Annotated in this window: 25 protein-coding genes; 4 read left to right on the forward strand and 21 right to left on the reverse strand. The window is 61.5% G+C overall.

Annotated features, from left to right (window positions below):
• Positions 1–3 precede the first annotated feature (3 nt).
• The 12 genes from glnT to BW978_RS06435 all read right to left on the reverse strand — a co-directional run bounded on the left by glnT (position 4) and on the right by BW978_RS06435 (position 12,064).
• Positions 4–1,311, reverse strand: a complete 1,308-nt coding sequence (gene glnT / locus BW978_RS06380; protein WP_076393397.1) for a type III glutamate--ammonia ligase — start codon at positions 1,309–1,311, stop codon at positions 4–6.
• Between the two features lie 87 nt (positions 1,312–1,398).
• Entirely contained in the window at positions 1,399–2,727 is a 1,329-nt protein-coding gene (locus BW978_RS06385) for an FMN-binding glutamate synthase family protein (protein ID WP_076393399.1), read from the reverse strand.
• A 15-nt stretch (positions 2,728–2,742) separates the two neighbouring features.
• Positions 2,743–3,429 carry a GltB/FmdC/FwdC-like GXGXG domain-containing protein gene (locus BW978_RS06390; protein WP_076393401.1) on the reverse strand — a complete coding sequence of 229 codons (687 nt, stop codon included), beginning with the start codon at positions 3,427–3,429 and terminating at the stop codon, positions 2,743–2,745.
• 28 nt (positions 3,430–3,457) lie between these two features.
• Positions 3,458–4,363, reverse strand: coding sequence for a class II glutamine amidotransferase (locus tag BW978_RS06395; protein ID WP_076394842.1), 906 nt, complete (start codon positions 4,361–4,363; stop codon positions 3,458–3,460).
• A gap of 89 nt (positions 4,364–4,452) precedes the next feature.
• The gene (locus BW978_RS06400; protein WP_076393403.1) at positions 4,453–5,112 is read right to left on the reverse strand and encodes a helix-turn-helix domain-containing protein; all 660 of its coding nucleotides are present in this window, start codon (positions 5,110–5,112) and stop codon (positions 4,453–4,455) included.
• An 86-nt stretch (positions 5,113–5,198) separates the two neighbouring features.
• Complete coding sequence (locus BW978_RS06405) at positions 5,199–6,245, reverse strand: YeiH family protein (protein WP_076393405.1); 1,047 nt, start codon at positions 6,243–6,245, stop codon at positions 5,199–5,201.
• Between the two features lie 98 nt (positions 6,246–6,343).
• Positions 6,344–7,399: a TRAP transporter substrate-binding protein gene (gene dctP / locus BW978_RS06410; protein ID WP_076393407.1), complete on the reverse strand. Its 1,056-nt coding sequence runs from the start codon at positions 7,397–7,399 to the stop codon at positions 6,344–6,346.
• Positions 7,400–7,423: 24 nt separating this feature from the next.
• Complete coding sequence (locus BW978_RS06415; protein ID WP_076393408.1) at positions 7,424–8,713, reverse strand: TRAP transporter large permease; 1,290 nt, start codon at positions 8,711–8,713, stop codon at positions 7,424–7,426.
• Positions 8,713–9,303 carry a TRAP transporter small permease gene (locus tag BW978_RS06420; protein ID WP_076393409.1) on the reverse strand — a complete coding sequence of 197 codons (591 nt, stop codon included), beginning with the start codon at positions 9,301–9,303 and terminating at the stop codon, positions 8,713–8,715. The genes BW978_RS06415 and BW978_RS06420 overlap by 1 nt, the downstream gene beginning before the upstream one ends.
• A gap of 192 nt (positions 9,304–9,495) precedes the next feature.
• The gene (locus BW978_RS06425) at positions 9,496–10,014 is read right to left on the reverse strand and encodes an NADH-dependent FMN reductase SmoA (protein WP_076393410.1); all 519 of its coding nucleotides are present in this window, start codon (positions 10,012–10,014) and stop codon (positions 9,496–9,498) included.
• Positions 10,014–10,907, reverse strand: a complete 894-nt coding sequence (locus tag BW978_RS06430) for an aldo/keto reductase (RefSeq protein WP_076393411.1) — start codon at positions 10,905–10,907, stop codon at positions 10,014–10,016. Before BW978_RS06430 ends, BW978_RS06425 begins: the two co-directional genes overlap by 1 nt.
• Positions 10,907–12,064, reverse strand: coding sequence for an LLM class flavin-dependent oxidoreductase (locus BW978_RS06435; RefSeq protein ID WP_054147791.1), 1,158 nt, complete (start codon positions 12,062–12,064; stop codon positions 10,907–10,909). The genes BW978_RS06430 and BW978_RS06435 overlap by 1 nt, the downstream gene beginning before the upstream one ends.
• A 63-nt stretch (positions 12,065–12,127) precedes the next feature.
• On the opposite strand from BW978_RS06435, the gene BW978_RS06440 reads away from it, so the two are divergent.
• The 3 genes from BW978_RS06440 to treZ all read left to right on the forward strand — a co-directional run bounded on the left by BW978_RS06440 (position 12,128) and on the right by treZ (position 15,889).
• Positions 12,128–12,877 carry a GntR family transcriptional regulator gene (locus tag BW978_RS06440; protein WP_139330368.1) on the forward strand — a complete coding sequence of 250 codons (750 nt, stop codon included), beginning with the start codon at positions 12,128–12,130 and terminating at the stop codon, positions 12,875–12,877.
• A gap of 37 nt (positions 12,878–12,914) precedes the next feature.
• Positions 12,915–14,027 carry a Gfo/Idh/MocA family protein gene (locus BW978_RS06445; protein ID WP_083697558.1) on the forward strand — a complete coding sequence of 371 codons (1,113 nt, stop codon included), beginning with the start codon at positions 12,915–12,917 and terminating at the stop codon, positions 14,025–14,027.
• 92 nt (positions 14,028–14,119) lie between these two features.
• The gene (gene treZ / locus BW978_RS06450) at positions 14,120–15,889 is read left to right on the forward strand and encodes a malto-oligosyltrehalose trehalohydrolase (protein ID WP_076393413.1); all 1,770 of its coding nucleotides are present in this window, start codon (positions 14,120–14,122) and stop codon (positions 15,887–15,889) included.
• Between the two features lie 29 nt (positions 15,890–15,918).
• Here treZ and BW978_RS06455 read toward each other — a convergent pair whose 3' ends face one another.
• From BW978_RS06455 to BW978_RS06465, 3 genes are all read right to left on the reverse strand, one after another.
• Positions 15,919–16,668 (reverse strand): cobalamin B12-binding domain-containing protein, encoded by a 750-nt coding sequence (locus BW978_RS06455; RefSeq protein ID WP_244551910.1) that lies wholly within the window; start codon positions 16,666–16,668, stop codon positions 15,919–15,921.
• Positions 16,669–16,966: 298 nt separating this feature from the next.
• Entirely contained in the window at positions 16,967–18,856 is a 1,890-nt protein-coding gene (locus BW978_RS06460) for a 1-deoxy-D-xylulose-5-phosphate synthase (RefSeq protein ID WP_083697518.1), read from the reverse strand.
• A gap of 203 nt (positions 18,857–19,059) precedes the next feature.
• Complete coding sequence (locus BW978_RS06465) at positions 19,060–19,446, reverse strand: c-type cytochrome (RefSeq protein ID WP_076393415.1); 387 nt, start codon at positions 19,444–19,446, stop codon at positions 19,060–19,062.
• 166 nt (positions 19,447–19,612) lie between these two features.
• Between BW978_RS06465 and BW978_RS06470 the strand changes: the two genes are divergently transcribed.
• On the forward strand, positions 19,613–20,059 hold the full coding sequence (locus tag BW978_RS06470; protein WP_076393416.1) for a TspO/MBR family protein: 447 nt from the start codon (positions 19,613–19,615) through the stop codon (positions 20,057–20,059).
• On the opposite strand, the gene BW978_RS06475 is transcribed toward BW978_RS06470, so the two are convergent.
• From BW978_RS06475 to BW978_RS06500, 6 genes are all read right to left on the reverse strand, one after another.
• Positions 20,026–20,328, reverse strand: a complete 303-nt coding sequence (locus BW978_RS06475) for a hypothetical protein (protein WP_076393417.1) — start codon at positions 20,326–20,328, stop codon at positions 20,026–20,028. The genes BW978_RS06470 and BW978_RS06475 overlap by 34 nt on opposite strands.
• Positions 20,325–21,530 carry a geranylgeranyl diphosphate reductase gene (locus BW978_RS06480; RefSeq protein ID WP_076393418.1) on the reverse strand — a complete coding sequence of 402 codons (1,206 nt, stop codon included), beginning with the start codon at positions 21,528–21,530 and terminating at the stop codon, positions 20,325–20,327. The genes BW978_RS06475 and BW978_RS06480 overlap by 4 nt, the downstream gene beginning before the upstream one ends.
• A gap of 36 nt (positions 21,531–21,566) precedes the next feature.
• Complete coding sequence (locus tag BW978_RS06485; RefSeq protein ID WP_076393420.1) at positions 21,567–22,931, reverse strand: BCD family MFS transporter; 1,365 nt, start codon at positions 22,929–22,931, stop codon at positions 21,567–21,569.
• Positions 22,932–22,942: 11 nt separating this feature from the next.
• On the reverse strand, positions 22,943–23,866 hold the full coding sequence (gene chlG, locus BW978_RS06490) for a chlorophyll synthase ChlG (protein ID WP_076393422.1): 924 nt from the start codon (positions 23,864–23,866) through the stop codon (positions 22,943–22,945).
• A 61-nt stretch (positions 23,867–23,927) separates the two neighbouring features.
• Positions 23,928–25,379 (reverse strand): transcriptional regulator PpsR, encoded by a 1,452-nt coding sequence (gene ppsR, locus BW978_RS06495; protein WP_076393424.1) that lies wholly within the window; start codon positions 25,377–25,379, stop codon positions 23,928–23,930.
• Positions 25,376–26,158: a cobalamin-binding protein gene (locus BW978_RS06500; protein ID WP_076393426.1), complete on the reverse strand. Its 783-nt coding sequence runs from the start codon at positions 26,156–26,158 to the stop codon at positions 25,376–25,378. Before BW978_RS06500 ends, ppsR begins: the two co-directional genes overlap by 4 nt.
• Between the last annotated feature and the right edge of the window lie 104 nt (positions 26,159–26,262).

Raw genomic sequence — 26,262 nt, forward strand, 5'->3', positions numbered from 1 at the left:
GCGTCAGACGTCCAGTGTCGTCTGGCGCTCCCAGGCGGTGAAATGGGAGCAATAGCTGGCCCATTCGTCGTGCTTGAGCTTCAGATAGGCGTCCGAGAATTCCGTGCCGAGTGAGGCTTTCAGAACACCGTCCTCTTCGAAGGCGCGTAGCGCATCGAGGAGGTTCAGCGGCAGTCGTGGTGCATCCTTCACCATGTAGCCATCGCGGTACATGTCGATGTCGTAATGCGGGCCGGGATCGGCATTGCTCTTGATGCCGCTCAAACCCGCCGCGATGATGATCGACTGGAGAAGGTAGGGGTTTACAGCCCCATCGGGCAGGCGGAGTTCGAAGCGTCCGGGACCGGGGACGCGCACCATATGGGTGCGGTTGTTGCCGGTCCAGGTGACGGTGTTCGGTGCCCAGGTGGCGCCGGAGACGGTGCGTGGCGCATTGATGCGCTTGTAGGAATTGACGGTCGGATTGGTGATCGCGGCGAGTGCGGAGGCGTGCTTCATGATGCCGCCGAGGAAGGTCTTGCCCTTGGCGGACAGGCCGAAAGGCATGTCCTTGTCGGCGAAGGCGTTGACCTTGCCATCGATGTCCCAGACCGAGATATGCGCATGGCAACCGTTGCCGGTTAGACCCTTGAACGGTTTCGGCATGAAGGTGGCGCGCAGCCCGTGCTTTTCGGCGACTGACTTGACCATGAACTTGAAGAAGGAATGCTTGTCGGCCGTCCTCAGCGCGTCGTCATACTCCCAGTTCATCTCGAACTGGCCGTTCGCGTCCTCGTGGTCGTTCTGGTAGGGCTTCCAGCCGAGCGACAGCATGTGGTCACAGATCTCGGCAATCACGTCGTAGCGGCGCATCAGTGCCTGCTGGTCGTAGCAGGGTTTTTCGGCCGTATCGTATTTGTCTGAGATCGTCTCGCCGTCCGGCGAAATCAGAAAGAATTCCGGTTCGACGCCGGTCTTGACGCGAAGCCCATGTTCAGCGGCTTCTGCTACCAGCTTTTTCAACACGACCCGAGGGGCCTGGGCGACGGGCTGATCGTCCATCATGCAGTCGGCAGCGACCCAGGCGACCTCCGGCTTCCACGGGAGCTGGATGACCGAGGAGGCATCCGGAATGGCGAAAAGGTCGGGATGGGCCGGCGTCAGATCGAGCCAGGCGGCAAATCCCGCGAAACCGGCGCCTTCCTTCTGCATCTCTGCGATGGCCTGCGCCGGGACCAGCTTGGCACGCTGAGCGCCGAAGAGATCGGTGAAGCTGATCATGAAGTATTTGATGCCTCGCTCCGCAGCGAAGCCTGCCAGATCCTGTGTCACGTCGTTCCCCTGTTTTTATGGATTGAGACACATGTGTTGAAAAAGAATGGCCGCATCCGTGGGATCAGGATGCGGCCATCAGGTCTTTTAAAAACCTCCCTTGCCGGGATACCAGCTGGTGCCGGCGAGCGGCACCTGCGCCATTGCGGCGGCCTCCATCGTTAGCGCGCAGAGATCCTCCGGCTCCAGGTTGTGCAGCTTGTTCTTGCCGCAGGCGCGCGCGATCGTCTGCGCCTCCAGCGTCATGACCTTCAGGTAGTTGGCGAGCCTGCGGCCTGCAGCGACCGGATCGAGACGAGCTGCGAGTTTCGGATCCTGTGTGGTGATGCCGGCCGGGTCCCGGCCTTCGTGCCAGTCGTCATAGGCGCCGGCGGTGGTGCCAAGCTTCTGGTATTCCTCTTCCCATTTCGGGTCGTTGTCGCCGATCGCGACGAGTGCTGCCGTGCCGATCGAGACAACGTCGGCGCCGAGTGCCAGGGCCTTTGCCACGTCGGCACCGGAGCGGATGCCGCCCGAGATGATCAGCTGGACCTTGCGATGCATGCCAAGATCCTGCAGCGCCTGCACGGCGGGCCTGATGCAGGCCAGTGTCGGCATGCCGACATTCTCGATGAACACGTCTTGGGTGGCCGCCGTGCCGCCCTGCATGCCGTCCAGCACCACCACATCAGCGCCGGCCTTCACAGCGAGAGCGGTGTCGTAATAGGGGCGGGCGCCGCCAACTTTCACATAGATCGGCTTTTCCCAGTCGGTGATCTCGCGCAGCTCGAGGATCTTGATTTCCAGATCATCGGGGCCCGTCCAGTCCGGATGGCGGCAGGCGGAGCGTTGGTCGATGCCCATTGGAAGGTTGCGCATCTGAGCGACGCGATCAGAGATCTTCTGGCCGAGCAGCATGCCGCCGCCGCCGGGCTTCGCCCCCTGGCCGACCACGACTTCGATCGCATCGGCGCGGCGCAGATCCCTAGGGTTCATGCCGTAGCGGGAGGGAAGATACTGGTAGACGAGTTTCTCAGAATGGCCGCGCTCCTCGTCGGTCATGCCGCCGTCGCCTGTGGTCGTCGAGGTGCCAGCCAGCGTCGCGCCGCGACCGAGCGCTTCCTTGGCATTGCCGGAGAGGGCGCCGAAGCTCATGCCGGCGATGGTGATCGGGATCTTCAACTCGATCGGCTTCTTGGCAAAGCGGGTACCCAGAACGACGGATGTGTCGCATTTCTCGCGGTAGCCTTCGAGCGGGTAGCGGGAGATCGACGCGCCGAGGAAAAGCAGGTCGTCGAAATGTGGGACCTTGCGCTTCGTGCCGCCGCCCCGGATGTCGTAGATGCCGGTTGCCGCCGCGCGGCGAATTTCGGCGAGCGTATGATCATCGAAGGTGGCGGACTTGCGCGGCGGGGTGAAGGGGTTGTGGTAGCTCATCAGCTTTTCCTCGCCTCAATACGCATCGGCATTGTCGATGTTGAAATTGTAGAGTTTGCGGGCCGAACCGTAGCGCTTGAACTCCTCGGGCTTGGCATGCGTCACGCCAGCCTTCGCCAGCAGCTCGGCGAGCTTTTCGAGATGTTCCGGGCGCATTTCCTTTTCGACGCAATCTGCGCCAAGGCTTTTCACCGAGCCGCGCACGAAGAGCTTTGCTTCATAGATGCTGTCGCCCAAGGCCTCGCCGGCATCGCCGCAGACGACGAGGTGGCCGGACTGACCCATGAAGGCCGACATGTGGCCGATCGAGCCGTGCACGACGATATCGATGCCCTTCATCGAAATGCCGCAGCGGGAGGCGGCATTGCCCTTGATGACGAGCAGACCGCCGCGACCGGTGGCACCGGCATATTGCGATGCGTCGCCCTCGATCACCACCGTGCCGGACATCATGTTTTCAGCCACGCCAGGACCGGCAGAGCCATGGATGGTGACGGTGCCGCCGTCATTCATGCCGGCGCAGTAATAGCCGACCGATCCTTTCACCTCGACGGTGACAGGCGCATCGATGCCGACGGCAACAGCATGATGCCCGCGCGGGTTGACCACCTCGAATTCGAGGTCGTTTGCGCCGGTGCCGAGATTGTGGAGCGCACTGTTCAACTCGCGAAGCGGGGTATGGGAGAGGTCGAAGATTGGCATTGGGCAAGCTTTCTCGGAGTGTCGCGGTTCAGGCGGCCTTTTCATGGTCCCAGAAATAGACGGTCGCCGGTTCCGGCTCCCAGACGCGGGCGGTCTCGATACCAGGCAGATTGACGAGCGCGCGGTACTCGGAACCAAAGGCGACATACTGGTCGGTCTCGGCCATGACGGCTGGCTTGCAGGCGATCGGGTCGCGCACCACGCCGAAACCGGTCTTTGTCCCGACAACGAATGTGAAGAAGCCGTCGAGATCGTCAAGCGCACCGGTCAGTGCTTCCCCCAGATCCTTGCCTTTGGCCATTTCTGCCGTGAGATAGGCGGCGGCCACTTCCGAGTCGTTCTGGGTCTCGAAGGACATGCCTTCGCGGATCAGTTCGCGGCGCAGGTTGTTGTGGTTCGACAGCGAGCCGTTGTGCACGAGGCACTGGTCGGCCCCGGTCGAGAAGGGATGCGCGCCAAGTGTCGTGACCGCACTTTCGGTCGCCATGCGGGTATGCCCGATGCCGTGGGTGCCGCCCATGGCGCGGACGCCGAAACGCTGTACGACATCCTTGGGGAGGCCGACTTCCTTGAAGATCTCGACGCTTTCGCCGGAGCCCATGATGCGGACATTGGGGCGGCTATCAGCGAGGGCAGACCGGATCTCGGTCAGTTGGCTCGCGGCGATCGAGATGACCGCATGGGTACTCTTTAATTCGATTTCCGCGGCGATGCCTGCCTCTACCAGATCTTCGGCGAGGCCCGCAAAATCACTTTCCGGGGCGGCGGACTGGATGGTGACCTTGGCGGTCTTGCCATCGACGCCGCCATAGATGGCGATGCCGGCCGAGTCCGGTCCTCGGTCGGTCATGGTGATCAGCATGTCCGAGAGGAGATCGCCGAGCCGGGGCTCCAGCGCCTTGTCCTTGAGAAACAGACCTACAATGCCGCACATGGCCACGCCCTCCAAAGTCTCTGGAGAAAGGGCTAGCAGCGGCATCCGAGAAAATCAATCTGAGGGAATAAAGTTTTCCTGTTGGGCAACTATCGGCGTTGCGGATAGGAGATGATCGACAGGTAACGTGCCGGCAGGGCCACGAGTTCTTCAGGGCCGTGCGGTGCATCGGCGTCGAAGAATAGGCTGTCGCCTGCCTGCATCCGGTAGAGGCTGTCCCCGTGGCGATAAACCACTTCGCCTTCGAGCATGTAGAGAAACTCCATGCCTTCGTGCTGAAAGGTCGGAAAGACGTCTGACTCTGCGTTCAGCGTGATCAGATAGGGCTCGACGACAACACCGGAGGTGTTGTTCTCGATGTGGCCGAGAAGGCTGTAGTGATGTCCGGCCCGAGTTCCCCGGCGCTCCAGGTTCACGCCTTCGCCCGCCTTCACGAAGCTCGCCGACTTCGGCTCCTCGAAGCCCTTGAAGAAAGCTGTGATCGGCATTCCCAGCGCCTTCGACAGCGCCTGAAGTGTGGTCAGCGAAGGCGAAATGTTGCCGTTTTCTATCTTCGAGAGCATGCCGACCGACATGCCGGTGGCGGCGGCCAGATCGGCAACCGTGATGCCGAGCTTCTTGCGATAGGTCCGCACCTCATGGCCAATCGCCATCTCAAGATTGTTGGCGCGCGGTTCGCGAACTGCATGGGGATCCTGCGTCAGCGCCGGCTTCTGGGCGCTTTTCGCTGTCTTGGGTGTCTTTGCCATGGATCCTCCTCATGCTTCGCCGGCATGCCGGGTCATGATCCTCTAGCGGATTTTCAGCGCCTGCCCAATGGTCCCGATCGTTTCCGTTAAAGCCCAACGAAAACGAGGACTGCCAGCACGATCAGTGCAAGGAAGACGGTATCGGCGACCAGCACGCCGATCGCGCGTCCGCCGATCTTGAAGACTTCCGGCAGCGAGGTCTTCACGCCGACGGCGGCGATTGCGACCAGCAGCGCCCAGCGCGAGACCACGCCCGCCCAGTCGCCGACCACGGGCGGGATGCTGACGAGCGAGTTCAATGCTGCAAGCAGAAGGAAGGCGACGACGAAGCCAGGGAGGAGGGGCGGGCGCTTCACATCGCCGGAGACCGTGCTTCGAAAGGCCAGTGCTGCCACGAGGACCACCGGTGCCAGCATGGTGACGCGGATCAGCTTGACGAAGACGGCTGTTTCGCCTGCGGGAACGGAGACAGAGAAGCCGGCGCCAGCGACCTGGGCGACATCATGGATTGTCGCGCCGAGGAAGATGCCGGTCTGGTGATCGTCCATCCCTGCCAGACTGGCGAGGATCGGGTAGAAGATCATGGCAAGGGTGGACAACATGGTCACACCGATGACGGTGAACACCATCTGCTGGTCGGCTTCCTTGCTGCGGTTGCCAAGCGTCGCGGAGATCGCAAGGGCTGCCGAAGCCCCGCATATCGCGACAGCACCACCGGTCAGGACGCCGAAGGCCGTGCCCTGTCCAGAGAGGCGCGAGGCGAGGATGCCGAAGACGATGGTGAGCAGAACTGCGCCAACGATCATTGCGATCACGGCTGCACCGAGCTCGGCGAACATCGCGACGCTCACTCTGAGGCCGAGCAGGGCAATACCGATGCGAAGAACCGTGCGCGAGGCGAAGTCGAGGCCTGCAGCGGTCTTCGGGTCTTCGGCTAGGAAGTGCAGCGCAAGCCCGATCAGGATCGCAAGCAGCATGGCCGGCGCGCCGTAGTGTTCGGACAGGAAGGCTGACGCCAGCGCGATCAACACGGTCACGGAGAGGCCGGGGAAAAGCTTCTGCCATTGCTCGCTCAAAGTCGCAGACTGGCGGTCTCGCTCCGGATCGGGCGAGGCGGTCGACGGTTCTGGCATGGATCACCTCTGGTGGGTCGCCCCGGAGATTGAAATCTCGCGCGATGCGCAGGGCGGTTCGGATGGGATGCGCGGTCTAGCCGCGCATCCCACGTTCATCAGTTCAAGTCAGCTGCGCGCTCGGCGTCAACCTTCTTCTGGGCATCGGCAACCGCTGCCGTGAACTGGTCGAACACTTCCGCACCGCCCGTGACGTTCGTCTTGAACCAGTCGAAGACCGGCGAGACGGCGGTCTTGAAGGCTTCCTTCTCGGCAGGCGTCGGCACGTAGATCTCGCCGCCGGCCTTGGCAAAGTCCTGATAGGCTGCGATTTCCTTGCGCTTCGGCGAGGCGAAGGTCGCCTGCTGGAGGGCGGCAAAGCCGTCGACGACGATCTGCTTCTGCTCGGGCGTCAGGCCCTGGAAGCGGTCGTTCGACATCCACCAGAAGGCGCCCATGTAGCTGTGGCCGTCGAGCGTCAGATATTTGAGGCCCGCATCCGGGAACTTCATTGACATGATATCAGTGATGCCGTTTGCCGTGCCTTCGACAACGCCTGTCTGCAGCGAGGTGAAGAGTTCCGGCCACGGGATCGGGGTCGGAGCTGCACCCACTGCGGTTGCGACCTGCTGCGGCAGGTCTGCAGGCACCGTGCGCATCTTGAGCCCCTTCAGATCTTCGGGCGACTTTACCGGCTGCTTGGTGTTGGCGTAGTTGCGCCAGCCGCCGGTGTTGCCGATGGTCATCAGGCGGATCTTATTGTCGCTGTCGGTGAGCGCTTTTTCACGCAGCTTGCGGGTGAAGTCGCCGGTCAGCACTTCCTCGGCAATCCGGTCGTCGCTCATCAGGTAGGGCAGGTCAAGAACCTGGATATAGGGGAAGAGGCCGGCTGCACCGCCAGAGGTCGAGATGTAGACGTCGAGCGATCCATCGGCGATGCCCTGGAGGCATTCTTCGCCCGTGGCGCAGAGTTGCGTGCCCATGAAGATCTCGACGGCGATCGCGCCGTTCGAGGCGTTTTCGATATAGTTCTTGAAGACGACGAGGCCGTCATAGTCCTCGTCGTTCTCGTTGGAATTGGCGGTGGCGCGTAGCGTGATGTCTGCGGCCTGCGCCACTCCCGTGATAGTCAATGCGCTGGCGAGCAGCAGAGTCTTGAACATGGACTTGAGCATTCTGGTTCCTCCCGTTTTCTCAAGTTAGTCGACGAAGCCCGCAAGGCGCGGGACCGTTAGGGTCAGGGCGGGGAAGTAGGTGATCAAGAAGATCACCACGATTTCCGCCAAGAGAAATGGCATGACGGCCTTCGCCACTGTCTCCACCTTCAGGCCGGAGACCGAGGCGGTGACGAAAAGCACAAGGCCCATCGGCGGGGTTAGCAGGCCGACCGTCAGGTTCACCACCATGATGATCGCGAAGTGTACCGGGTCGACGCCGAGCGAGGTGAAGATCGGACCGAGGATCGGCCCGAGCACGATGATCGCCGGCCCCGCGTCCAGGAACATGCCCACGATGAACAACAGGATGTTGACAAGGAAGAGCAGGACAAGTGGGTTGTCGCTGAGGCTGAGGAACAGATCGGCCAGCAGTTCCGGCGTATGGGCGAGCGATGCAACGGTCTTGAAGGCCATGGCTGCCCCGATCAGCAGAAGCACGACGGCGGATGTCATCGCCGCGCGCATCAGGATGCCCGGGATATCCTTGAACTTCAGGGTGCCGATGACAAAGAGACCGAGGAAGAAGGCGTAACCGGCGGCAATCGCCGCCGCTTCCGTCGGTGTGAAGACGCCGCCGAGGATGCCGCCCATGATGATGACGGGGGTAAGGAGCGGCCAGAACGCGCCGATCATCGCCCGCCCACGGTCGCGCCAGGAGGCGCGCTTGGTGGCGGCCGGCAGGTCGTAATGGTTGGCCAGCAGTCGGATCATCACCATCAGGCTGATGCCGATCAGCACGCCGGGCACGATGCCGGCAAGGAAGAGGGCCGCAACGCTTTCGCCCATCACATAAGCATAGATGATCATGATGCCGGATGGCGGAATAATCGGCCCGATGATGGCCGACGCCGCCGTGATGCCAGCGGCGAAGCGGCGGGTATAGCCTTCCTTCTCCATGGCCGGGATCAGCATAGCTCCAAGTGCGGAAACATCGGCGACGGCCGAACCGGAAATGCCGGCGAACATCATCGAGTCGACGACATTGACCTGTGCAAGGCCGCCCCGCATATGGCCCACCATGGCCTGGGCAAAGCGCACGATGCGCAGTGTGATGCCGGCCCGGTTCATCAGTTCCCCTGTTAGCATGAAGAAGGGGATCGCCATCAGCGGGAAGCTGTCCATGCCCGCATAGATGTTGCGGTAGAGGAGCACGATGTCGCGCTCCTGGCCGTTCCACCAGAGGATGAGGGCGGGTGCCGCAATCAGGCCGAAGACGATCGGCAGGCCGAAGAGCAGGAAGACGATGAAGAGGGGCAGGAAAAGGCTCAGCATCATTCTGCTCCCAGCTGTCCGGCGATGCGGATCGGCATCAGGTCTCGGTCATATCCCACAAGCTTCAGGAATGTCCTCAGAACGAGCTCTATGTTGACCACGAACATCAGGGTGATGCCGACCGCGAGCGACGCCATCATCCAGCCGCGTGGTACCTTTATCCAGGTGGACAGGTCGAAGGATGTGGGAACGGCGATCGCCGCCATCGCGAAACGCCCACCGATCCCGGTAACTTCACTCCAGCCGATGCGCATGCCGACATAGAGCACGGTTCCGATCAAGAGGAGGAACAACAGGCTGATCAAGCCGGACAGAAGGCGCGGCAGATGGTCGATGATCAGGTCAATGGCGACGAAACCTCCCTGGCGGAAAGCGGTGGGCACCAGAAGCCCCGTCATCCAGAGCATCAGAAAGCGCGACGCTTCCTCGCTCCAGGGCAGAGCGTTGCCGAGAAAGTAGCGGAAGAAGACCTGCATCAGCATGAAGAACAGCATGATGCCGAGAGCGCCGGCGCCCAGCCAGAGTCCGACCATCAGCACGGCGGCGTTGAGCCGGCCGAGCAGGTTGGTCAGGTTCGATAGTGCTGTCATGTCTCCACCCGTTTTATCATCGGTCAATTCGCGAGACTATCGAAGACTATACCCCGCCGCGCAAACACGGCTGTTCCAGTTTCAGGCCGCGGCGGAGTAAAATCCTCCTTGCGGTACTTGTTCCGGATCGTCCTCAACTGCCTCGCCGCGCATGCCAGGCATGCACCGACGACCTCCTCCCAAACTCCCAGCTCAGACCGCGAAGCGTCCGAACCGTCCCCCCGAGAAGCACAGCGGTTCTCCCTGCCGATGTGCGACCCTTAACACCCTGCCGATGATGATCGTGTGATCACCGGCGTCATGCTGCGCCTGTTCGGCGCATTCGAAACGCGCGAGCGTGCCCGGCAGAACCGGCACGCCTTCGTCGTTGAACCTGACCTCGATCCCATCGAAACCACTGCCGCCGCGAGTGAAGGCGGCGCTCAGGTGATCCTGATCCGCGCCGAGCACGTGGATCGCGAAATGGCGGGCGCCTGTGAATGCGCCGTATCGCGAGGAACTCTTGGCGGGCGACCAGAGCACCAGAGGCGGATCGAGCGAAACCGAGGCAAAGCTGTTCACCGTCATGCCGATCGGACCGTCCGGTGTCGTCGCGGTCACCACGGTTACACCCGTGGTGAAACTGCCCAGTGCGTTGCGAAAGGCACGATGGTTGTCGGCGCCGGGAACGAAGACGGCCTCCAACGCATGAATGTCATTGGCAGCCATCATCAGGCGACCTCCCGTCCGATCGCAAGCGTATAAAGCTCGAACCAGGTCTGGCGATCCAGCTCCACCTTCGTCGCGTCTGCAATCCTGGCAATACGATCGAGTGAATTGGTGCCCATGACCGGCATGATGGTGGCCGGATGACGCAGCAGCCAGGCAACCGCGACAGCCGTTTCGTCGACGCCATGTTCTGCGCCAATGCGCTTCAGGGCCGACAGGAGTTCCGGCTTCGATCCGTCGAGGAGGCGTCCGCCACCGAGCGGCGACCAGGCCATCGGCGGGACCATGCGCTCCTGCAGATAGGCGAGATCGCCATTCACAAAGGTATCTGTCGCGAGCAGGCTCATCTCGATCTGGTTGGTGACGAGGTTGTTCTCCATCGACGACTGCAGCAGCGAGAAGTCCCAGGGGCGGAAGTTGGAGACGCCAACTGCCAGCACCTTGCCGGACGCGACCAGCGCATCGAGCGCCGGGCCGGTTTCATCGGGATCAATCAGAGGGTCGGGGCGGTGGATCAGCAGCAGATCGACATGATCGGTGCCCATGTCGGTGAGCGAGGCTTCGACCGAGGCCGTGATGTGAGCCGCTGAGGTGTCGTAATATTTGACGCGGGCTGTCGAATGGCGACCGACCGGGGCGACGATGTCGCATTTGGTGACGATCTCGAGCTTGTCGCGCAGGCCAGGCGAGGCCTTCAGCGCGTTGCCGAGCACGGCTTCCGCCGTATAGCCGCCATAGATGTCGGCCTGGTCCATAGTGGTGATGCCCTGAGCAAGGCAGGCTTCGATCTTGGCCTGGACGTGTTTGGGCGAGGTGTCGGCATCGTCGCCGATGCGCCACATCCCGTAGACGAGGCGGCTGAAGGTGAGGTCTGGGGTGAGATTGACGCGCTGCATCAGCGGCGAACTCCATTTCCGAGAGGTGTGGGCGGCGTTTCCGAGGGAACGCGGCCATAAGCATGGGGGAGAGAGACAGTCTTGAGTTCCGGCAGCACCTTGGTGCCGAAGTGAACCGCCTCGTCGATATGCGGATATCCTGACAGGATGAAGGCGCGGATGCCCATCTTTCTGTACTCCTCCAGTTCCGAGAGGATCTGGTCCGTCGAACCGACAAGGGCTGCACCACAGCCGGAGCGGGCGCGGCCGATGCCGGTCCACATATGCGGTTCGATATAGCCAAACTGGTCGGCAAGTTCGCGGGCACGGGCCTGATGGGCGACGCCGAGCGAGATCGAGTCATGCGCGCGGTCGCGGATCAGCTTGCCATATTCGTCATCGAGCTTCGAGACGATGTATTCGGCATACTCGCGGGCTTCCTTCTCGGTGTCACGGACGATCATGTGGACGCGCAGACCGTAATCGAGGGTACGGCCATGGGCTTCGGCGCGCGCATGCACAGCCTTCATCCGCTCGGCGAGCTGGTCCTTCTTTTCGGGCCACATCAGATAGACGTCGCATTGCGCGCCGCAGAGCTCCAGCGCGTCCGGGGAGTAACCGCCGAAATAAAGAAGGGGGCCGCCGTTCTGCTGGTATGGGCGGGCGGGCTCGGTCGACACGCCCTTGAACTGGTAGACTTCGCCTTCGTGGTCGATCGTGTCACGTGTCCAGGCCTGGCGGAGGATCTCGACCACCTCGTGGCTGCGCTTGTAGCGGAAGGCGCTGTCTGCGACTTCGCCGGGGAAGTCCGAGCTGATGACGTTGAGCGTCAATCGACCCTTCAGCATGTGATCGAGGGTGGCGACGGTCCGCGCCAGCATGATCGGCTGCATCTCGCCGCAGCGGATGGCGGCCAGCATGTTGATCTTGGAGGTGATCGGTGCGCAGCCGGCCACGAAGCTCAGGGTGTCCTGGCCTACCTGGTAGGAGGAAGGGCAGAGGATGTTGCGAAAGCCCAGTTGCTCGGCCTTCTGGACGATGTCGGAGCAGTGCTCGAAGCTTGAGCGCAGAGCACCATCGGGCACGCCGAGAAATTGATAATCGTCAGAGCAAAGGGCTGCGAACCACGACACTTCCGCGCCATCGATATCGGCCGATGTGACAGGTACGACAGTCATTGAGGTCTCCTCCAAGGCTCCAACTTTCCTCTTGCCTAACACTCGATTTGATGTAGATCAATAGTGTATCAATTTTTTCTCGGCGATACCGAAGTGCCACAGAACTCCGCAACGCAGCCGCCCGGCAGCCTTCCCATCTATGTGCAGATTACCGAGCTTCTGGTGCGTGATATCGCGGCGGGACGGCTGATCGACGGTGAAAAGCTGCCGCCAGAGCGGGATATGGCCGAAGAACTCGGCATTGCCGTCGGCACTTTGCGCAAGGCTCTGGCGGAGCTGCAGAATCGTGGGCTTCTGGAGCGCATCCAGGGCTCCGGCAACTATGTTCGGGCGATATCCGATCCGAAATCCGTCTATGCCATGTTTCGCCTGGAATTGCTGGGCGGCGGCGGTTTGCCGACGGCCGAGATCCTGTCCATCGACCGACTGCCGAAACCGGATGGACTACCGACATTCGGTACTTCTACGGAGGCCCACCGGATCCGGCGTTTGCGGCGCCTTTCCGGTCGATCTGCGGCCCTTGAGGAGATCTGGCTCGACGGCTCCTATGCCGAGACCATCGATCGCGAGGCGGTTTCGGAATCGCTCTATCTGTTCTATCGCACCAAGCTCTCGCTCTGGATTGCAAGAGCCGAGGACCAGATCGGTCTCGACGTGGTGCCGGACTGGGCGCCTGTGAGCTTCGGTCTGAGGCCAGGCGCGCCCGCCACACATATTCAACGCATCAGCCAGGATCAGGAGGGAGCCCGTGCGGAAGTCTCGCGGACCTGGCTCGATCACACCGTCGCCCGATACGTATCGCGGCTGAAATGACATGACCGCGAGGAGCGGCTCAATTGAGGAGGAAAGCGTGGCAGGACTTCAATACGGGATCATCGGTTGCGGCATGATGGGGCAGGAGCATCTGCGCAACATCGCCCTTCTGCAGGATGCATCGGTGGTCGCGATTTATGAGCCGGATGCCGACATGCGTGCCCTGTCAGCGGAGGCGGTTCCGACGGCAAAGATGGTTGCCTCGATCGAGGAGTTGCTTGCCGTCGAGGCGGTGAACTGCCTGCTGATCGCCAGTCCCAACTATCTGCATCTCGAGCAGTTGGAAAAGATTGCCGCAATCCGGCCGCTGCCGGTGCTGGTCGAGAAGCCGCTGTTCACAGACCCTGCGGATGCGCCGCGGCTCGCAGCACTTCGCGCCGCCTATCCGGCGCCGATCTGGGTTGCCATGGAATATCGCTACATGCCGCCCGTTGCCCGGATGATCGAGCAGGCAGACGAAGCGACCGGCGGCATCCGTATGCTGACCATCCGCGAGCATCGTTTCCCGTTCCTGGAAAAGGTCGGTGACTGGAACCGCTTCAACCGCAATACCGGAGGAACACTGGTGGAGAAATGCTGCCACTTCTTCGACCTGATGCGGCATATTCTGAAATCCGATCCCGTGCGTGTCATGGCTTCCGGTGGGCAGTCGGTGAACCATCTCGACGAGCTCTATGACGGCAAGCCTTCAGACATCTGGGACAATGCCTATGTGATCGTCGACTTTGCGTCGGGTGCCAGGGCGATGCTGGAGCTCTGCATGTTCGCCGAGGGTGCCCGCTATCAGGAGGAAATCTCGGCAGTTGGCCCCACCGGCAAGATCGAGTGCCTGGTGCCAGGACCCGGCCGCTTCTGGCCTGAACATCTCGGCGAGCCACCGATCGCTCAGGTCATCGTTTCTCCACGTGATCCCAAAGGGCCGCGTGTCGTCGAAATTCCGGTTGATCAGCAGCTGCTTGAAGCCGGTGACCACAATGGCTCTACCTTCTATCAGCATCAACGTTTCCAGAAGGCGGCAAATGGCGCGCAGCCGGTGGAGGTTGCGCTCGATGACGGCTGGTGGGCGGTGGCCATGGGGCTCGCCGCACAAAAGTCTGCTGAAACGGGGCAGGCGGTCACCTTCCCGCTGCCGTTCTCACCCAAGGCGTGACGCGATAACTGTTTTTCCACCATTCGCGTTTCGCGCGAACCATTCATCGTTTTCTGCGTTGCCTGCTGGTGCCAGTGTATGGAGAAGCAGCGGTGAACGAATATCTCTTCGGCCCCGTCATTGAAGATGACGGGGTCTTGTTTCGGTTGTGGGCGCCGTATTGCAAATCGGTGACACTCGAAATCGATGGCGCTCCTGGGAAACACATGGATCGGCAGGCGGATGGCCTGTTCAGTCTGAAGGTCACGGGATCAGTGCCAGGTGCCCGCTATCGGTTTCGACTGCCCGATGGCCTTCTGGTCCCGGATCCTGCAAGCCGGCACCAGCCGGAGGATGTCTTCGGGCCGAGCGAGGTCGTCGATCTTTCGACGCAGAAGACCCGCGACGCCATTTGGCGCGGGCGGCCTTGGGCGGACATGGTCATCTACGAGCTGCATGTCGGGACATTCACGGGCGAGGGCACCTTCCGAGCCGCGATCGACAGGCTGGATCATCTCAGCAGCCTCGGCATAACGGCGATCCAGCTTATGCCGATCGCCGATTTTCCCGGACGTTGGAACTGGGGTTATGACGGTGTCATGCCCTATGCGCCGGACAGCCGGTATGGACGACCGGAGGATCTGGCGCTGCTCGTTCAGGCAGCCCATCAAAGGGGCATCTCCGTCTTCCTCGATGTCGTCTACAATCATTTCGGCCCGTCCGGAAACTTCATGCCGGCTTATGCGCCGCTGTTCTCGCCGCATCACCAGACGCCATGGGGTGACGGCATCAACTTCGATGATGCGCAGAGCGAGATGGTGCGCGCATTCCTGATCGAAAGCGCTCTCTTCTGGATCGAGGAGTTTCATGTCGATGGACTGCGGCTTGATGCCGTACACGCGATCCGGGACGACAGCGAGCCGCATTTCCTGCACGAACTTGCAGCGCGTGTGCGGGAGCGTTTTGCCGATCGCCACATTCATCTCATCGTCGAGAACGAGGAGAACGATCCGCGTCTGCTCGAGCGCGGCCAGCCCAACACCGACACGTTCGACGCTCAGTGGAATGACGACGTCCACCACGCCTTGCATGTGGCCACGACCGGCGAGACCTTCGGCTATTACGCCGATTACCGGGATGCGGGTGCAGCTCTTGCAAAGGCTCTCGCCGAAGGCTTCGTCTATCAGGGTGACGTGATGCCGTATCGCGGTGAACGACGCGGCGGGCCGAGTACCCATCTGACGCCTTCCGCCTTCGTTTCCTTCCTTCACAATCACGACCAGATCGGCAACCGCGCTCAGGGTGACAGGGTCATGGCAGCACTCCCCGAACCGGCACTCGCCTGCGCAGTCTCGATAATGCTGCTCTCACCGCAAATCCCCATGTTGTTTATGGGTGAGGAGTGGTGTTCGAAAAAGCCTTTTCCCTATTTCTGCGATTTCGACGAGGAGCTCAACGCAGCTGTGCGCGATGGCCGCCGGAAGGAGCTTTCGAAGTTGCCGGGTTTCGACGGAGAGCATGTGCTCGACCCGACATCGCTTGAGACATTCCGCTCGGCTGTCCTCGACTGGGACGAAGCGGGATCGAAGACAGGTTCGATCTGGGTCGAGCGCTACCGCCAGCTCATTGCGCTTCGGCGAGAGCGTGTCGTGCCGCTTTTGTCACGCATGGGTCAGGGAGGGCGTTATGCCGCCGAGAATGGTATCATCCGTGTCGAGTGGCCGCTTGAGGATGGACGGCATTACATCCTTATGGCCAATCCCACATCACATGACGTGAGTGCCACTTTTGAGGTGGATCCGGTTCAAGTTATCTATGGACTTGGCGAGCGCCGACCCGACGCGTTTGGGCCTTGGTCGCTGGTCTTTGGCGTCACGAACTGACGCCCGCGTCCTCACCGCATGCATTGCTGTCAGGCACCCATCCTGTCCGCCAGATGCATGACCTCGATCGCCGATTTCGCCACCATGTCGGCGCCGATATTGCCGAAGGCACGTGGGTCCTTCATGACGGCCGGACCACCGACCGCGATCTTCATTGGACCCGGGCCGCGCCTGGACTGAACCCGGCGAATGGCGGTGGCGCATTCATCCACCTCGTCGACACGGCCGACCGAGATACCCAGAAGAGTGTAGGAGGAATTCGACAGGCGCATGTACAGGTTGTCGTTGAGTTCGAGATCCGCCCCACCTTCGACGTCCCAGCCCATATCACGAAAACAGGAAGCGACGATCGATACGCCGATGGTGTGCAGGGCGCCCGGGGTCCGCGCCAGCAACACACGGCGCGCCTTTTGGCGGTCGCGAATGGTCTGGCTGCGGTTCTGCGACAGATGATTGACGATCATGCCGAGCCTGGTCGAGGCCACGGCCACCTGAATGAAATCGGTTTCGTCATTGCACCAGAGCCGACCAAGTTGCGCGGCGACGGGCGAAAACAGCTGGATCGCGAGCGTGTGCATCGGCAGATCACTGCGCTGCAACTCCTCGATGATCTCCCGGTGACCACGGGGATCTGCCTGGACGAGGGCCTCAGTAAGTGCGGATCGGTAAGTGATCGCTTTGTCGGTTCCGGGCAATTCGCGCGCCTTCGGATCCAGTTCCGGATGCAGATGAAAATCGATCTCCGGCGGCATCTCGCTAACGCGCGGACCTTTTGTCAAATCCGCATGGCTCGCTCCCACGAGCCGCGGCACGGAATCCCGGATCGCGCCTTCGAGAATTCGTTGCTCCAGACTTGTCAGCCGCGTGTCCGACTTCGACAGTAAAGACCTACCATCACCATTGTACGGAGGTTCGTCCGCCCTTCCGGGTGGTCCCCCGTTCTTTTCTCCCGCCATATCACCCTCCCGGTCATCGGCTTGGGCAGATCCGCTCATCCCGATGTGATATTAGTGCATTCTTGCGCCGACGCCAAACCTCTCGTAGTCGAATACGCCTGATGCCGTCTTGTGGTTTAGCTCAGCGGTCCTCCGCGCGGTGGAGGCGCGTCGGCAGTTCCTGCTGTCCGGTCCTTGCGGACCTGCGAATATCGGCATTTGGCCTTGCCACCGTAAGACCGTTGCGCGCTGCAGCCGCAATGTGGCGGGCGGTCAGCTTTGCTTCCTCGTACATGTCTTCGGAGCTTGCCTGGGCGATGAACGTGTCCGGTAACGTCAAGGTGCGGACGGCACAACGTCCGTCGAGCATGCCACGATTGGCGAGGTGGTGAAGGACGAGGGCGCCGAACCCGCCTGTGGCTCCCTCTTCGATGGTCACCAGCATGGAATGGTTGTCGACGAGCTCAGCCAGAAGCGCGGTATCGAGCGGCTTGGCAAAACGCGCGTCGGCGACCGTCACGGAAATTCCTTCAAGTGCCAGAAGGCGGCGCGCCTTGAGACAGTCGGCAAGCCGGGTACCGAAGGACAGGAGCGCGATCTGGCCTCCCTGCTCGATAATGCGGCCGCGGCCGATCGGGAGAATATCGCCTCGGATCGGAAGGGGGACGCCTGTGCCTTCGCCACGCGGGTAGCGAAATGCGATCGGGCCGTGATCATGGGCCGCCGCCGTCGCAACCATATGCACGAGTTCAGCTTCGTCGCTTGCTGCCATCACGGTGAAGCCGGGCAGATTGGCGAGGTAGAGAATATCGAAGGCGCCGGCATGGGTCGGTCCGTCAGCCCCGACCAACCCGGCTCTGTCGATGGCGAAACGGACAGGCAGCTGCTGCAAGGCCACGTCATGGACGATCTGATCATAGGCGCGCTGCAGGAAGGTTGAATAGATCGCGCAGAATGGTTTCATGCCGGCGGCGGCGAGACCGGCCGCGAAGGTGACGGCATGCTGTTCGGCAATGCCGACATCGAAGGTCCGGTCGGGAAATGCGGCTCCAAAACGGTCGATCCCGGTGCCCGCCGCCATGGCGGCCGTGATGGCGACAATCCGGTCATCCGTTTCCGCTTCCGCGATCAGGGCATCGGCGAAGACCCGCGTGTAGCTCGGCGCCTTTGCTTCTGCCTTGTTCTGCTTGCCCGTTGTCACATCGAACGGGTTCACTCCGTGATACTTGTCCTCTGCTGCCTCGGCCGGTGCATATCCGGCGCCCTTGCGCGTGACGACATGCAAGAGGATAGGACCATCCTTCTCGTCCCGCAGCTCTGCCAGAAGTGGAATCAGCACGTCGAGATCATGCCCATCGACCGGGCCGCGATAGTCGAAGCCGAAATTCTCGAACACGTTGCCGACATTCGTCCCGGCTTTCCGGCGAACGTCCGACAGGTGGCGGTTGAGTGCCCCTGTTGAAGCTGAAATCGACATGTCGTTGTCGTTGAGAATGATGATCAGCGGGCGACCTGAAGCGCCTGCATTGTTCATCGCCTCAAAGGCCATGCCAGCGGACATCGCGCCGTCGCCGATGATGCACACGACATGTCCGTCTTCCCCCTTCAAGTCCCGGGCGGTGGCAAAGCCGAGACCTGCGGAAATCGAGGTGGATGAGTGAGCGGCGCCGAAGGGGTCAAAAGGGCTCTCGCCACGACGTGTAAAGCCGGACAGGCCGTTCTTCTTGCGCAGACTGCGCATGCGATCTCGCCGTCCGGTCAGGATCTTATGGGGATAACACTGGTGGCTGACATCCCAGATGATCGTGTCGCGCGGGGCCGAGAAGGAGGCGTGAATGGCGACCGTTAGCTCGATGACGCCGAGACTAGAACCGAGGTGACCGCCGGTTTCGGAGACCACCCGCAGTGTCTCACCGCGCAGTTCCTGCGCGAGACGACAGAGCGTCTCATGATCCATGCTCTTCAGGTCGTCAGGGACGAACACCTGGTCAAGCAAAGGCGTGGCGACATCATTCGCAAAAGAAAAACCCACCGCGCTCTCCTCCCACGAAAGAGCCCAGCCTCGTGGGTCCGCTGTCGCTGCGAGCGCCGATTTGGCGCATCCGGTAAGCGGTTGCCTGAGGATGGTGCAATATCTGCATATTCGGAGAAGACGAGCGATATGTAAACTTTTTTTTACACTTCTGCGCGGAATTCCGCCGGAATCTGCATTCCGGCGGAACGAACCCCCAGCGATCAGGGGGCCGGGAAGGTCTTCAGATAGGCGATGACGTCCGCGACTTCCTTAGGATCCTTCAAGCCAGCAAAGGCCATGCGCGTGCCCTTGACCACGCCACGCGGGTTCTCAAGATAAGCGGCCAACTGGGCGTCATCCCATACCTTGCCAGCGCCAAAATCCGTCATTGCCTTGGAGTATCTGAAGCCCTCAGCGACACCGGGTTGGCGGCCGACTACGCCTTGGAGGGAAGGACCGACCTTATGCTTGGCGTCGGCGACGTTGTGACAGGCCGTGCATTTCTTGAACACGGCCTCGCCTGCTGCGGCGTCCCCTTCCTGCGCGAAAGCGTTCTGAGACAGCAAAAGGGCTGCGACTGTGCAAGCGGCTGCAATTATCCTCGACATGTGTATCCTCCCATGGCATCGCGGATGTAGTAACAAGTCATGCTAGCATAAAATTGACCAGTCCGGTTCACTCGCCGAATGGTTCGCCTCCCATTCTGAAGCCAAACTTGGAACCAGAATGCAGGCCATATGCTTCACTATACGGAAACCAACCCGGAGCCGGATCATGTCCGCAGTCGTCTTTCTCGTCATTGTTCTCGCAGCCGCGTCAAGCGGGGCGGTCTTCAAGCCCGGTGAGTGGTACGAGAACCTGCGGAAGCCGAGCTGGACGCCGCCCAAATGGGCCTTTCCCGTCGTCTGGACGATCCTTTACGTGCTGATCGGCTATGCAGGCTGGCTGATCTGGGATGTTGCCGGCTGGTCCATGCCAATGGCCGTGTGGTCAGTGCAGATCGTTGCCAATGCGCTCTGGTCTTATTTCTTTTTCGGCATGCGGCGCATGGATCTCGCGCTCGTGGATGTTTCCGTTCTCTGGCTTTCCGTTGCGCTGTTCATCCTGGTTGCCTGGCCTGTGGCGCCACTCGCCTCGGTCTTGTTCGTTCCCTATCTCGTCTGGGTGACGGCTGCCGGCGCACTCAATCAATCCGTCCGCCGCCTTAACCCGGAGGCCTGAGCTGAAAGCCTGATCCGCAGATCTATCAGGAAAGCGACCAGCGAGATAGCCAGCAGCAGGGCCAGCCACAGAACCTGTGTCTGGCGCATGGCCAGCCCGAAGGCGGCGAGAAGAGCGCTGCCTGAGATGGCGTTGGGCGCGAGATTGGCAACAGTCAATCGTGGTGCTGGTGATCGCCCGGCGACGATCAGGGTGATTGCCCACAACAGCGCGATCGCCACGGCACTGATCCAGCCGGACGTGAAGAGAAAGGCCAGCGATGCCGTCATCTTTGCCCCGCAGGGATGCCGAACAGCTTGGCGAGATCTTTGAAGAAAACCCGCAAATGGGCGAGGGGATCACGGCGCACGAGTTTCTTGTTGAGATAGGATTCCCAGGTCAGCCGCTGCACGTCGGGATCGGCGCACATGGCCACGAACTTCTCGCGCAGCTTGTCGTTTCGATACCAGATCTTCTGCATGATGCCGAGGATCAGAAAGACCCTGCCATGGGCTCGCATGAAGGTCCGGCGCGCATCGGCCAATGCCCGTCCGCTATTGGACAGCAGCGACTGGTGCACGGCGTCTGCCGATAGCCTTCCGCAGAGCATGGCGTAATAGATGCCTTCACCCGATGACGGCGCGACGGTGCCTGCGGCATCGCCGGCCAGCAGGACGTTGCGGCCATTGTCCCAGCGCTTCATCGGCTTCAAGGGCAGGGGCGCCCCTTCTCTTCGGATGACCCGACAGTCGCTAAGGCCTGCCGTAAGCTTCAGGGCCCGCGTCGCCTCCCGGATGTTGTGACCCTTGACGGCCGTGCCTGTGCCGATGCTGGTGTGGCCCCCATGGGGGAATACCCAGCCATAGAAGTCCGGCGAGATCCGGCCATCATAGACGACGTCACAGCGGTCGGCCTTGAAGACGGCCTCATCGGCGTTGGACGGGCTTTCGACGATCTCGTGATAGGCAAAGACATAGGGCGGCTTGCGGGAGGCCGGGAACATCAGGCGCCGCACGGCCGAATTGGCGCCGTCTGCACCGATGACGCGTCGGGCCCGGATCTGGATCGGTTCCGGGCCGGCATCCTTGGCCGTTGATTCTACGGTCAGTTCGAGCAGGCCGCCATCTCCTTCCGTCATCTTGTCGAGCTTGCCGCAAAGTCTCTCCGCTCCGGCGTCGGCGGCGCGCTGACGAAGGTAAGGGTCGAAGCTTGCACGATCGACCATGCCGACATAACCGATGTCGCCGATCGTCATGTCCACTGTCCGGCCTGATGGTGCGATGATCCGTGCTGCATTGGCACGGGCCACCAGTTGGGTCTCGGGAATGGCGAAGTCGGCCAGCGCTCTCGATGGGATTGCCCCGCCGCAGGGCTTGATGCGGTTGTCCGGGTCAACGAGAAGCACGCTATGGCCCTTTTCGACCAAACGCTCGGCCGCCATGGCGCCACAAGGGCCTCCACCGACGACGACAACGTCATAAATCTTCGACATATGCGCGTCTCCGTGCCGGGCTTCCGGCCTCAGGGTTCATTCTCCAGGCATGATTGCAGCGTTTTGGATCGGGGCCGGCGATCGCATCGCTTGACGTCCGATGCGCGTTGCGACGAGGGCTGACACGAGGAAAAGGCCCGCCTCGATCGAAAAAACTGCCGCGAAAGCATGGGAATCACTTGCCGTCAGCCAGCGGCCAAGATCGAGCGCCACCGTTCCCAAGATGCCGCCGAGCCCGAAGGCGATAGCCTGTGCTGCCCCCCAGACGCCCATCCGCATTCCGTAGTTGGATGTCCGGCCGTGTCCCGCAAGGATCATCATCGTGCCGACGGCCGCCACCGCGAAGGCGCCGTTGGTTGCGCCGAGCAGGAAGATGTTGAACTCCAGCGGCCAGAAGGGCGCGGCTTGCGTGGACAGCGCAAGGGCGCCCAAAGCCACGGCCGAGCCGAAGCAGCCCCAGGTGATGAAATGTCGCGGCAGATTGGGATGGCGTTTTCCCAGGATCGCGCCCGAAAGCCCCACCGTCATCATGCCAAGCAGCACGCCGCCATGCTGTATTCCTGAGAGTGCCGTTGTTTCGCCCGGTGTCATGTCGAAGAGAAGGCCGGCATAGGGCTCTAGGATGAGGTCCTGCGTGGCGAAGGCCAGCATGGAGAGAAAGATGAAGAGTGTGAAGAGCCGCGCCTCCCGGTCGTCCAGCACGTCTCGCAAGCTCTCCCGGAAGCCAGCCACCGCGGGGCGCTCTTCCGATGCACCGACTGTCGGCCGGGACTCCATGCCCGTCACTCCGATGATGCCGATGAGAAAGGCAACCACGCCGGTCGCTGCCGTGACGGCGACGAGACGCTCGTGGGAATAGGGATCGAGTTGCGCGCCAACGACTATGGATGTCACGATGATGCCGGTGATCATCAGCATCCATGTGATCGTTGCGGCTGCTGCGCGTTTTTCGACCGCGGTCTTCATGGCAATCAGCGCAAGCAGGGACGTTCCTGAGGCGCCGATGCCGATGCCGATCAGGATGTAGGCGACGATGGCTGCCATGATGCCGGCGAAAACCGACTGCTCGAAGAGAAGTGTCGTTGCAGCCGCTCCCGTGCCGGCAACGGCGAGGAGGGCGAGGCCGCCGAGGATCCAGTGTGTTCGCGATCGGCCCGTATCGGATTTGTGGCCCCAGATGGGGCGGGTGATCTGGACGCCGTAATGCAGGCCGACCAGCAGGCCCGGGATGACGGCGGCGAGACCGAGTTCGACGATCATCACCCGGTTCAAGGTCGAGGTCGTCAGAACCACGATTGCGCCGAGTGCCGCCTGGACGAGGCCCAGCCGGATGATCGCGAACCAGCCGAGGCCCTCGTCTGCGGGACGGCTGGATCGGGGCTTGATGGCGAGCTGACCCATGATCGCGCTTTCTATCCGAGGGATGGCGCGGGCGGCGTCAGAGAACCGAGTGCAACTGCTGCCGCCATCATACCGGTGACATAGAGCCCCACACCCACCGCCGAATACCAGACGGCTCTGCCTTCGGGATCGCGTAGGAAGCGGATCATGCAGAGGAGTTGCAGGGCGAGAACGACGCCGACGAGGATCGCTCCTGTTTCAAGGCCGGCCTGTGCTAGCAGAAGGATGACGCAGGCCTGTGGGACCGCCATGACGAGACAGGCAATCCGAGCAGCGTTCAGGGCGCCGTGCAGAACCGGCAGCGTGTCGACGCCCATCTGCTGGTCGCCTTTGATCGATTTAAAATCGTTCAACGTTAGGATGCCGTGTGCGCCGATGCCGTAAAGGAGCGCAATCAGAAGGGTGCGGGTGGACGGTGCATGACCGAGTGCCGCAGTCGCGGCCGTAATCCAGGGCAGGGTCTCATAACTCAGGCCAACCACGCCGTTGCCGATCCAGCCATTCTGCTTGAAGCGGAAGGGTGGTGCGCTGTAGCCCCAGGCGAGCGCAAGACCGACAAGTGCGGCAGTGAAGACGAGCGGGCCGAGAAATGCTGCAACAAGCATCGACAGAACGGACATGATTAATGCGATGGCCAGTCCCCATTGGCCGGGCATGCGGCCCGATGGAATGACCCTATGTGGCTCGTTGATCGCATCGACATGGCGATCGAACCAATCGTTGACTGCCTGGCTCATGCCACACAGCAGCGGTCCGGCAAGGAGCACGCCGAGCGCGATCGGAAACCAGCGATCGCCGATGCCGGCACCCGAGGCAATCGCCCCGCAGGCGAAAGCCCACATCGGTGGAAACCATGTAATCGGCTTCAGCAGTTGCACCACCGCAGCAGGCGACGGGTAGGAAGCTGCCGGAACATGGGAAGGGATCTGAGCCATGGGGAGAGGCTAGTCCGCACCCGGGAAAGTGTCAACTAAAATTGACAGTCTTGATCGTCTGTCAGGCGTGACGATCGGGGCCGGGACGGTAGTCCTCAAGCCCGTGGCGCCGCAGCTTGATATAGAGGCTCTGGCGCGAAAGGCCGAGGATCTCCGCTGCATAGGCGCGGTTGTTGCTGGTTTGATCGAGTGCCGCCTCGATGCAGATCTTTTCGATGACGTCGAGGGATTCCCGGATCAGATCCTTGAGCGGAACCTTGCCCACGAGTGCGGAAAAGCCCTCGGCCTGATCGGACATGCCCGGAGACGGAATGGTCAGTCGCTCATTGCCCGTCGTCTGAGGAATCACGATCAACTGGATCGTGTTGTTGCCGGCATTGAGCCGGGCCGAGATGCTGACGGCGCTTTCGCTGGAAAGGTTATCCGTCAAGGTCGAGGTGAAACCGCGAATGGAGGGCTCGTCCAGGAGACGCGTGTAGAGCACGCGAATATCGATCGCGGCACTCGTGAACCAGGAACCGATGTTGCGACCGAGAACCTGGGTCAGTGACGGCGCATGTATCAGATCGAGAAACAGCGTATTGGCCGCGAGGACGACACCTTCGGCATCCGTCAGCAAGACGGCCTCAGGCAGATCCGCAATCTCTACGCCCGTGCCACCGACCGGCCGCTCCGTACGCTGGCGCTTGCTTTCCTTGTCCTGGTCGGCTGGCCAGATCGCCAGAAGAACATTGGTGATGCCGTTTTCCCGATAGGAGCGGATCGTGAGCGATACGGGTTCGCCCTTGGCCACTCTCACACCATCCAGACTGACCGGATTGGGACTGTGACGTGCCTCGCTGATCGCGTCTCCCACGCGGTCCCGGTCTTCCTTGGCGAAGAGGTCGCGGATGGACTTGCCGGACAGCGGCGCGCCGGTCGAAGAAAGAAGCGTACTGGCAGCCGGATTGGCATCCAGAATCGTACGCCGCTCGCCATCGAGCATGACATAGGCAACGGTTGCGACCTTGAAAGCCGTCCGATAGCGGGTCTCGGCTTCCTTCAGTTCGCGGTAGTCGGCCTCCAGTTCCATCTGGGTCTGGACGAGGCGCTGCTGGTCGAGCATCTGCTGGCGCAGCTCGCGGCCAACCACGATGGTATAGGGAAAGTCACGGGCGGTGTAGGCGGAGTAGACGACCGGAAGATCGGGCTTGCCGCTGCACTTGTGGTTGACCTGGTAGCCGCGCAGGGGGCGGTGGCTGGTATCTGCCGACAGCATGGAGTCGATCTTCGGTACCGACTCGATCGTTACGCAGTCCTGAAGGCGCTTGCCAACCGTCTTTGATAAGCCATAGTCGGCGAGATCTTTGTTTGTGAAATAGACCTGGGAGATGATCGAAGACTGGTCGACGAGCAGAACGACGTCTGCGCCGAGGCTCACCAGCGAGCCTATCGAATCCGGATCGAGCGTCTTCAACAGGCTGTCTGCAACCGCGAAGCCATCTGTACCGCTATGACCGTTCAGTGGCTTCATGGAGTGAGCCAATCGATTCCGCTGGGTGTAACCACTGCCGTTCGGCCAGCGGCGCTAGCCTGCTGGCTGATTCTTTCCAATTCATAGTAACTTTCGCAGATCTTTACGGCGGAGTAAACGCTGTCACAGATGCAGTCAATCCCCAAACTTACAAGAAAATCAACGGAATCCAGCGCTGCTGCGCCGCCGACGATGAGGGGTAGGCGCGGCCCGGGGCGAAGCTTGCGCACATCCTGAATCAGGGTCTTGAATTCTGTAGCAAGCCGGATGTTGCTCCAGCCGATGCAGGCGACATCCGCCTCTTCGACGGCACGTGCGAAGCTCTGCGTCCTCAAGGCCGAGGGCTCAAGGACCTCGCTTGTCCAGCCAAGGCTGTCGAAGAGCAGGCCAATCAGGTGCGGCATCAGCGTATGCTGCTCGCCAGATGGCGTCATGATCAGCGCAGCGGGCGCATGTCGATTGCGATCGGCTTCCCGCAGGTCGAGCGACAGGGAAATTGCCAGGGCCTGGAGACGCGAGGTTGCTATCGTGACGTCGATGAAGTCGCAGTCATCCGAGACCCATTCCTGGCCGAGCAGGCGCGCGACGGTCTCCAGGAAAAGTACCTTGACATAGTAGGGCCGGCCGCGCGGAAGTTCGTGGTCGAGAAACGCGCGCAGGGACGCGAGGCGCGTGCGCGGGTGAAGAACGAGAATACGAAACTCAGCGAGCGCCCTCTCATAGAGGCGATCGTGCTCCAGACCTCGGTCGTAACGCGTCGACAGCTTTTCGGCGGTCATCGAAGCCACCGTTCCCTCAATTAGGCGGCGGAGCTTCTCCCCGTCGCTTTGGGCTAGGTATGCTCTCTTGCCTTCCACGGCAACCCTTGTGAGCGGCTGCAGGC

Origin of the sequence: Rhizobium sp. RU33A (assembly GCF_900156055.1) — a bacterium.
GTDB lineage: Bacteria > Pseudomonadota > Alphaproteobacteria > Rhizobiales > Rhizobiaceae > Allorhizobium.

Coding starts and splice junctions, on each gene's coding strand:
- BW978_RS06385 (WP_076393399.1), bottom strand. CDS start 2,727: ATGAGCTACCACAACCCCTTCACCCCGCCGCGCAAGTCCGCCACCTTC.
- BW978_RS06390 (WP_076393401.1), bottom strand. CDS start 3,429: ATGCCAATCTTCGACCTCTCCCATACCCCGCTTCGCGAGTTGAACAGT.
- BW978_RS06395 (WP_076394842.1), bottom strand. CDS start 4,363: ATGTGCGGCATTGTAGGTCTGTTTCTCAAGGACAAGGCGCTGGAGCCC.
- BW978_RS06400 (WP_076393403.1), bottom strand. CDS start 5,112: ATGGCAAAGACACCCAAGACAGCGAAAAGCGCCCAGAAGCCGGCGCTG.
- BW978_RS06405 (WP_076393405.1), bottom strand. CDS start 6,245: ATGCCAGAACCGTCGACCGCCTCGCCCGATCCGGAGCGAGACCGCCAG.
- dctP (WP_076393407.1), bottom strand. CDS start 7,399: ATGCTCAAGTCCATGTTCAAGACTCTGCTGCTCGCCAGCGCATTGACT.
- BW978_RS06415 (WP_076393408.1), bottom strand. CDS start 8,713: ATGCTGAGCCTTTTCCTGCCCCTCTTCATCGTCTTCCTGCTCTTCGGC.
- BW978_RS06420 (WP_076393409.1), bottom strand. CDS start 9,303: ATGACAGCACTATCGAACCTGACCAACCTGCTCGGCCGGCTCAACGCC.
- BW978_RS06425 (WP_076393410.1), bottom strand. CDS start 10,014: ATGATGGCTGCCAATGACATTCATGCGTTGGAGGCCGTCTTCGTTCCC.
- BW978_RS06430 (WP_076393411.1), bottom strand. CDS start 10,907: ATGCAGCGCGTCAATCTCACCCCAGACCTCACCTTCAGCCGCCTCGTC.
- BW978_RS06435 (WP_054147791.1), bottom strand. CDS start 12,064: ATGACTGTCGTACCTGTCACATCGGCCGATATCGATGGCGCGGAAGTG.
- BW978_RS06465 (WP_076393415.1), bottom strand. CDS start 19,446: ATGTCGAGGATAATTGCAGCCGCTTGCACAGTCGCAGCCCTTTTGCTG.
- BW978_RS06470 (WP_076393416.1), top strand. CDS start 19,613: ATGTCCGCAGTCGTCTTTCTCGTCATTGTTCTCGCAGCCGCGTCAAGC.
- BW978_RS06475 (WP_076393417.1), bottom strand. CDS start 20,328: ATGACGGCATCGCTGGCCTTTCTCTTCACGTCCGGCTGGATCAGTGCC.
- BW978_RS06480 (WP_076393418.1), bottom strand. CDS start 21,530: ATGTCGAAGATTTATGACGTTGTCGTCGTCGGTGGAGGCCCTTGTGGC.
- BW978_RS06485 (WP_076393420.1), bottom strand. CDS start 22,931: ATGGGTCAGCTCGCCATCAAGCCCCGATCCAGCCGTCCCGCAGACGAG.
- chlG (WP_076393422.1), bottom strand. CDS start 23,866: ATGGCTCAGATCCCTTCCCATGTTCCGGCAGCTTCCTACCCGTCGCCT.
- ppsR (WP_076393424.1), bottom strand. CDS start 25,379: ATGAAGCCACTGAACGGTCATAGCGGTACAGATGGCTTCGCGGTTGCA.
- BW978_RS06500 (WP_076393426.1), bottom strand. CDS start 26,158: ATGACCGCCGAAAAGCTGTCGACGCGTTACGACCGAGGTCTGGAGCAC.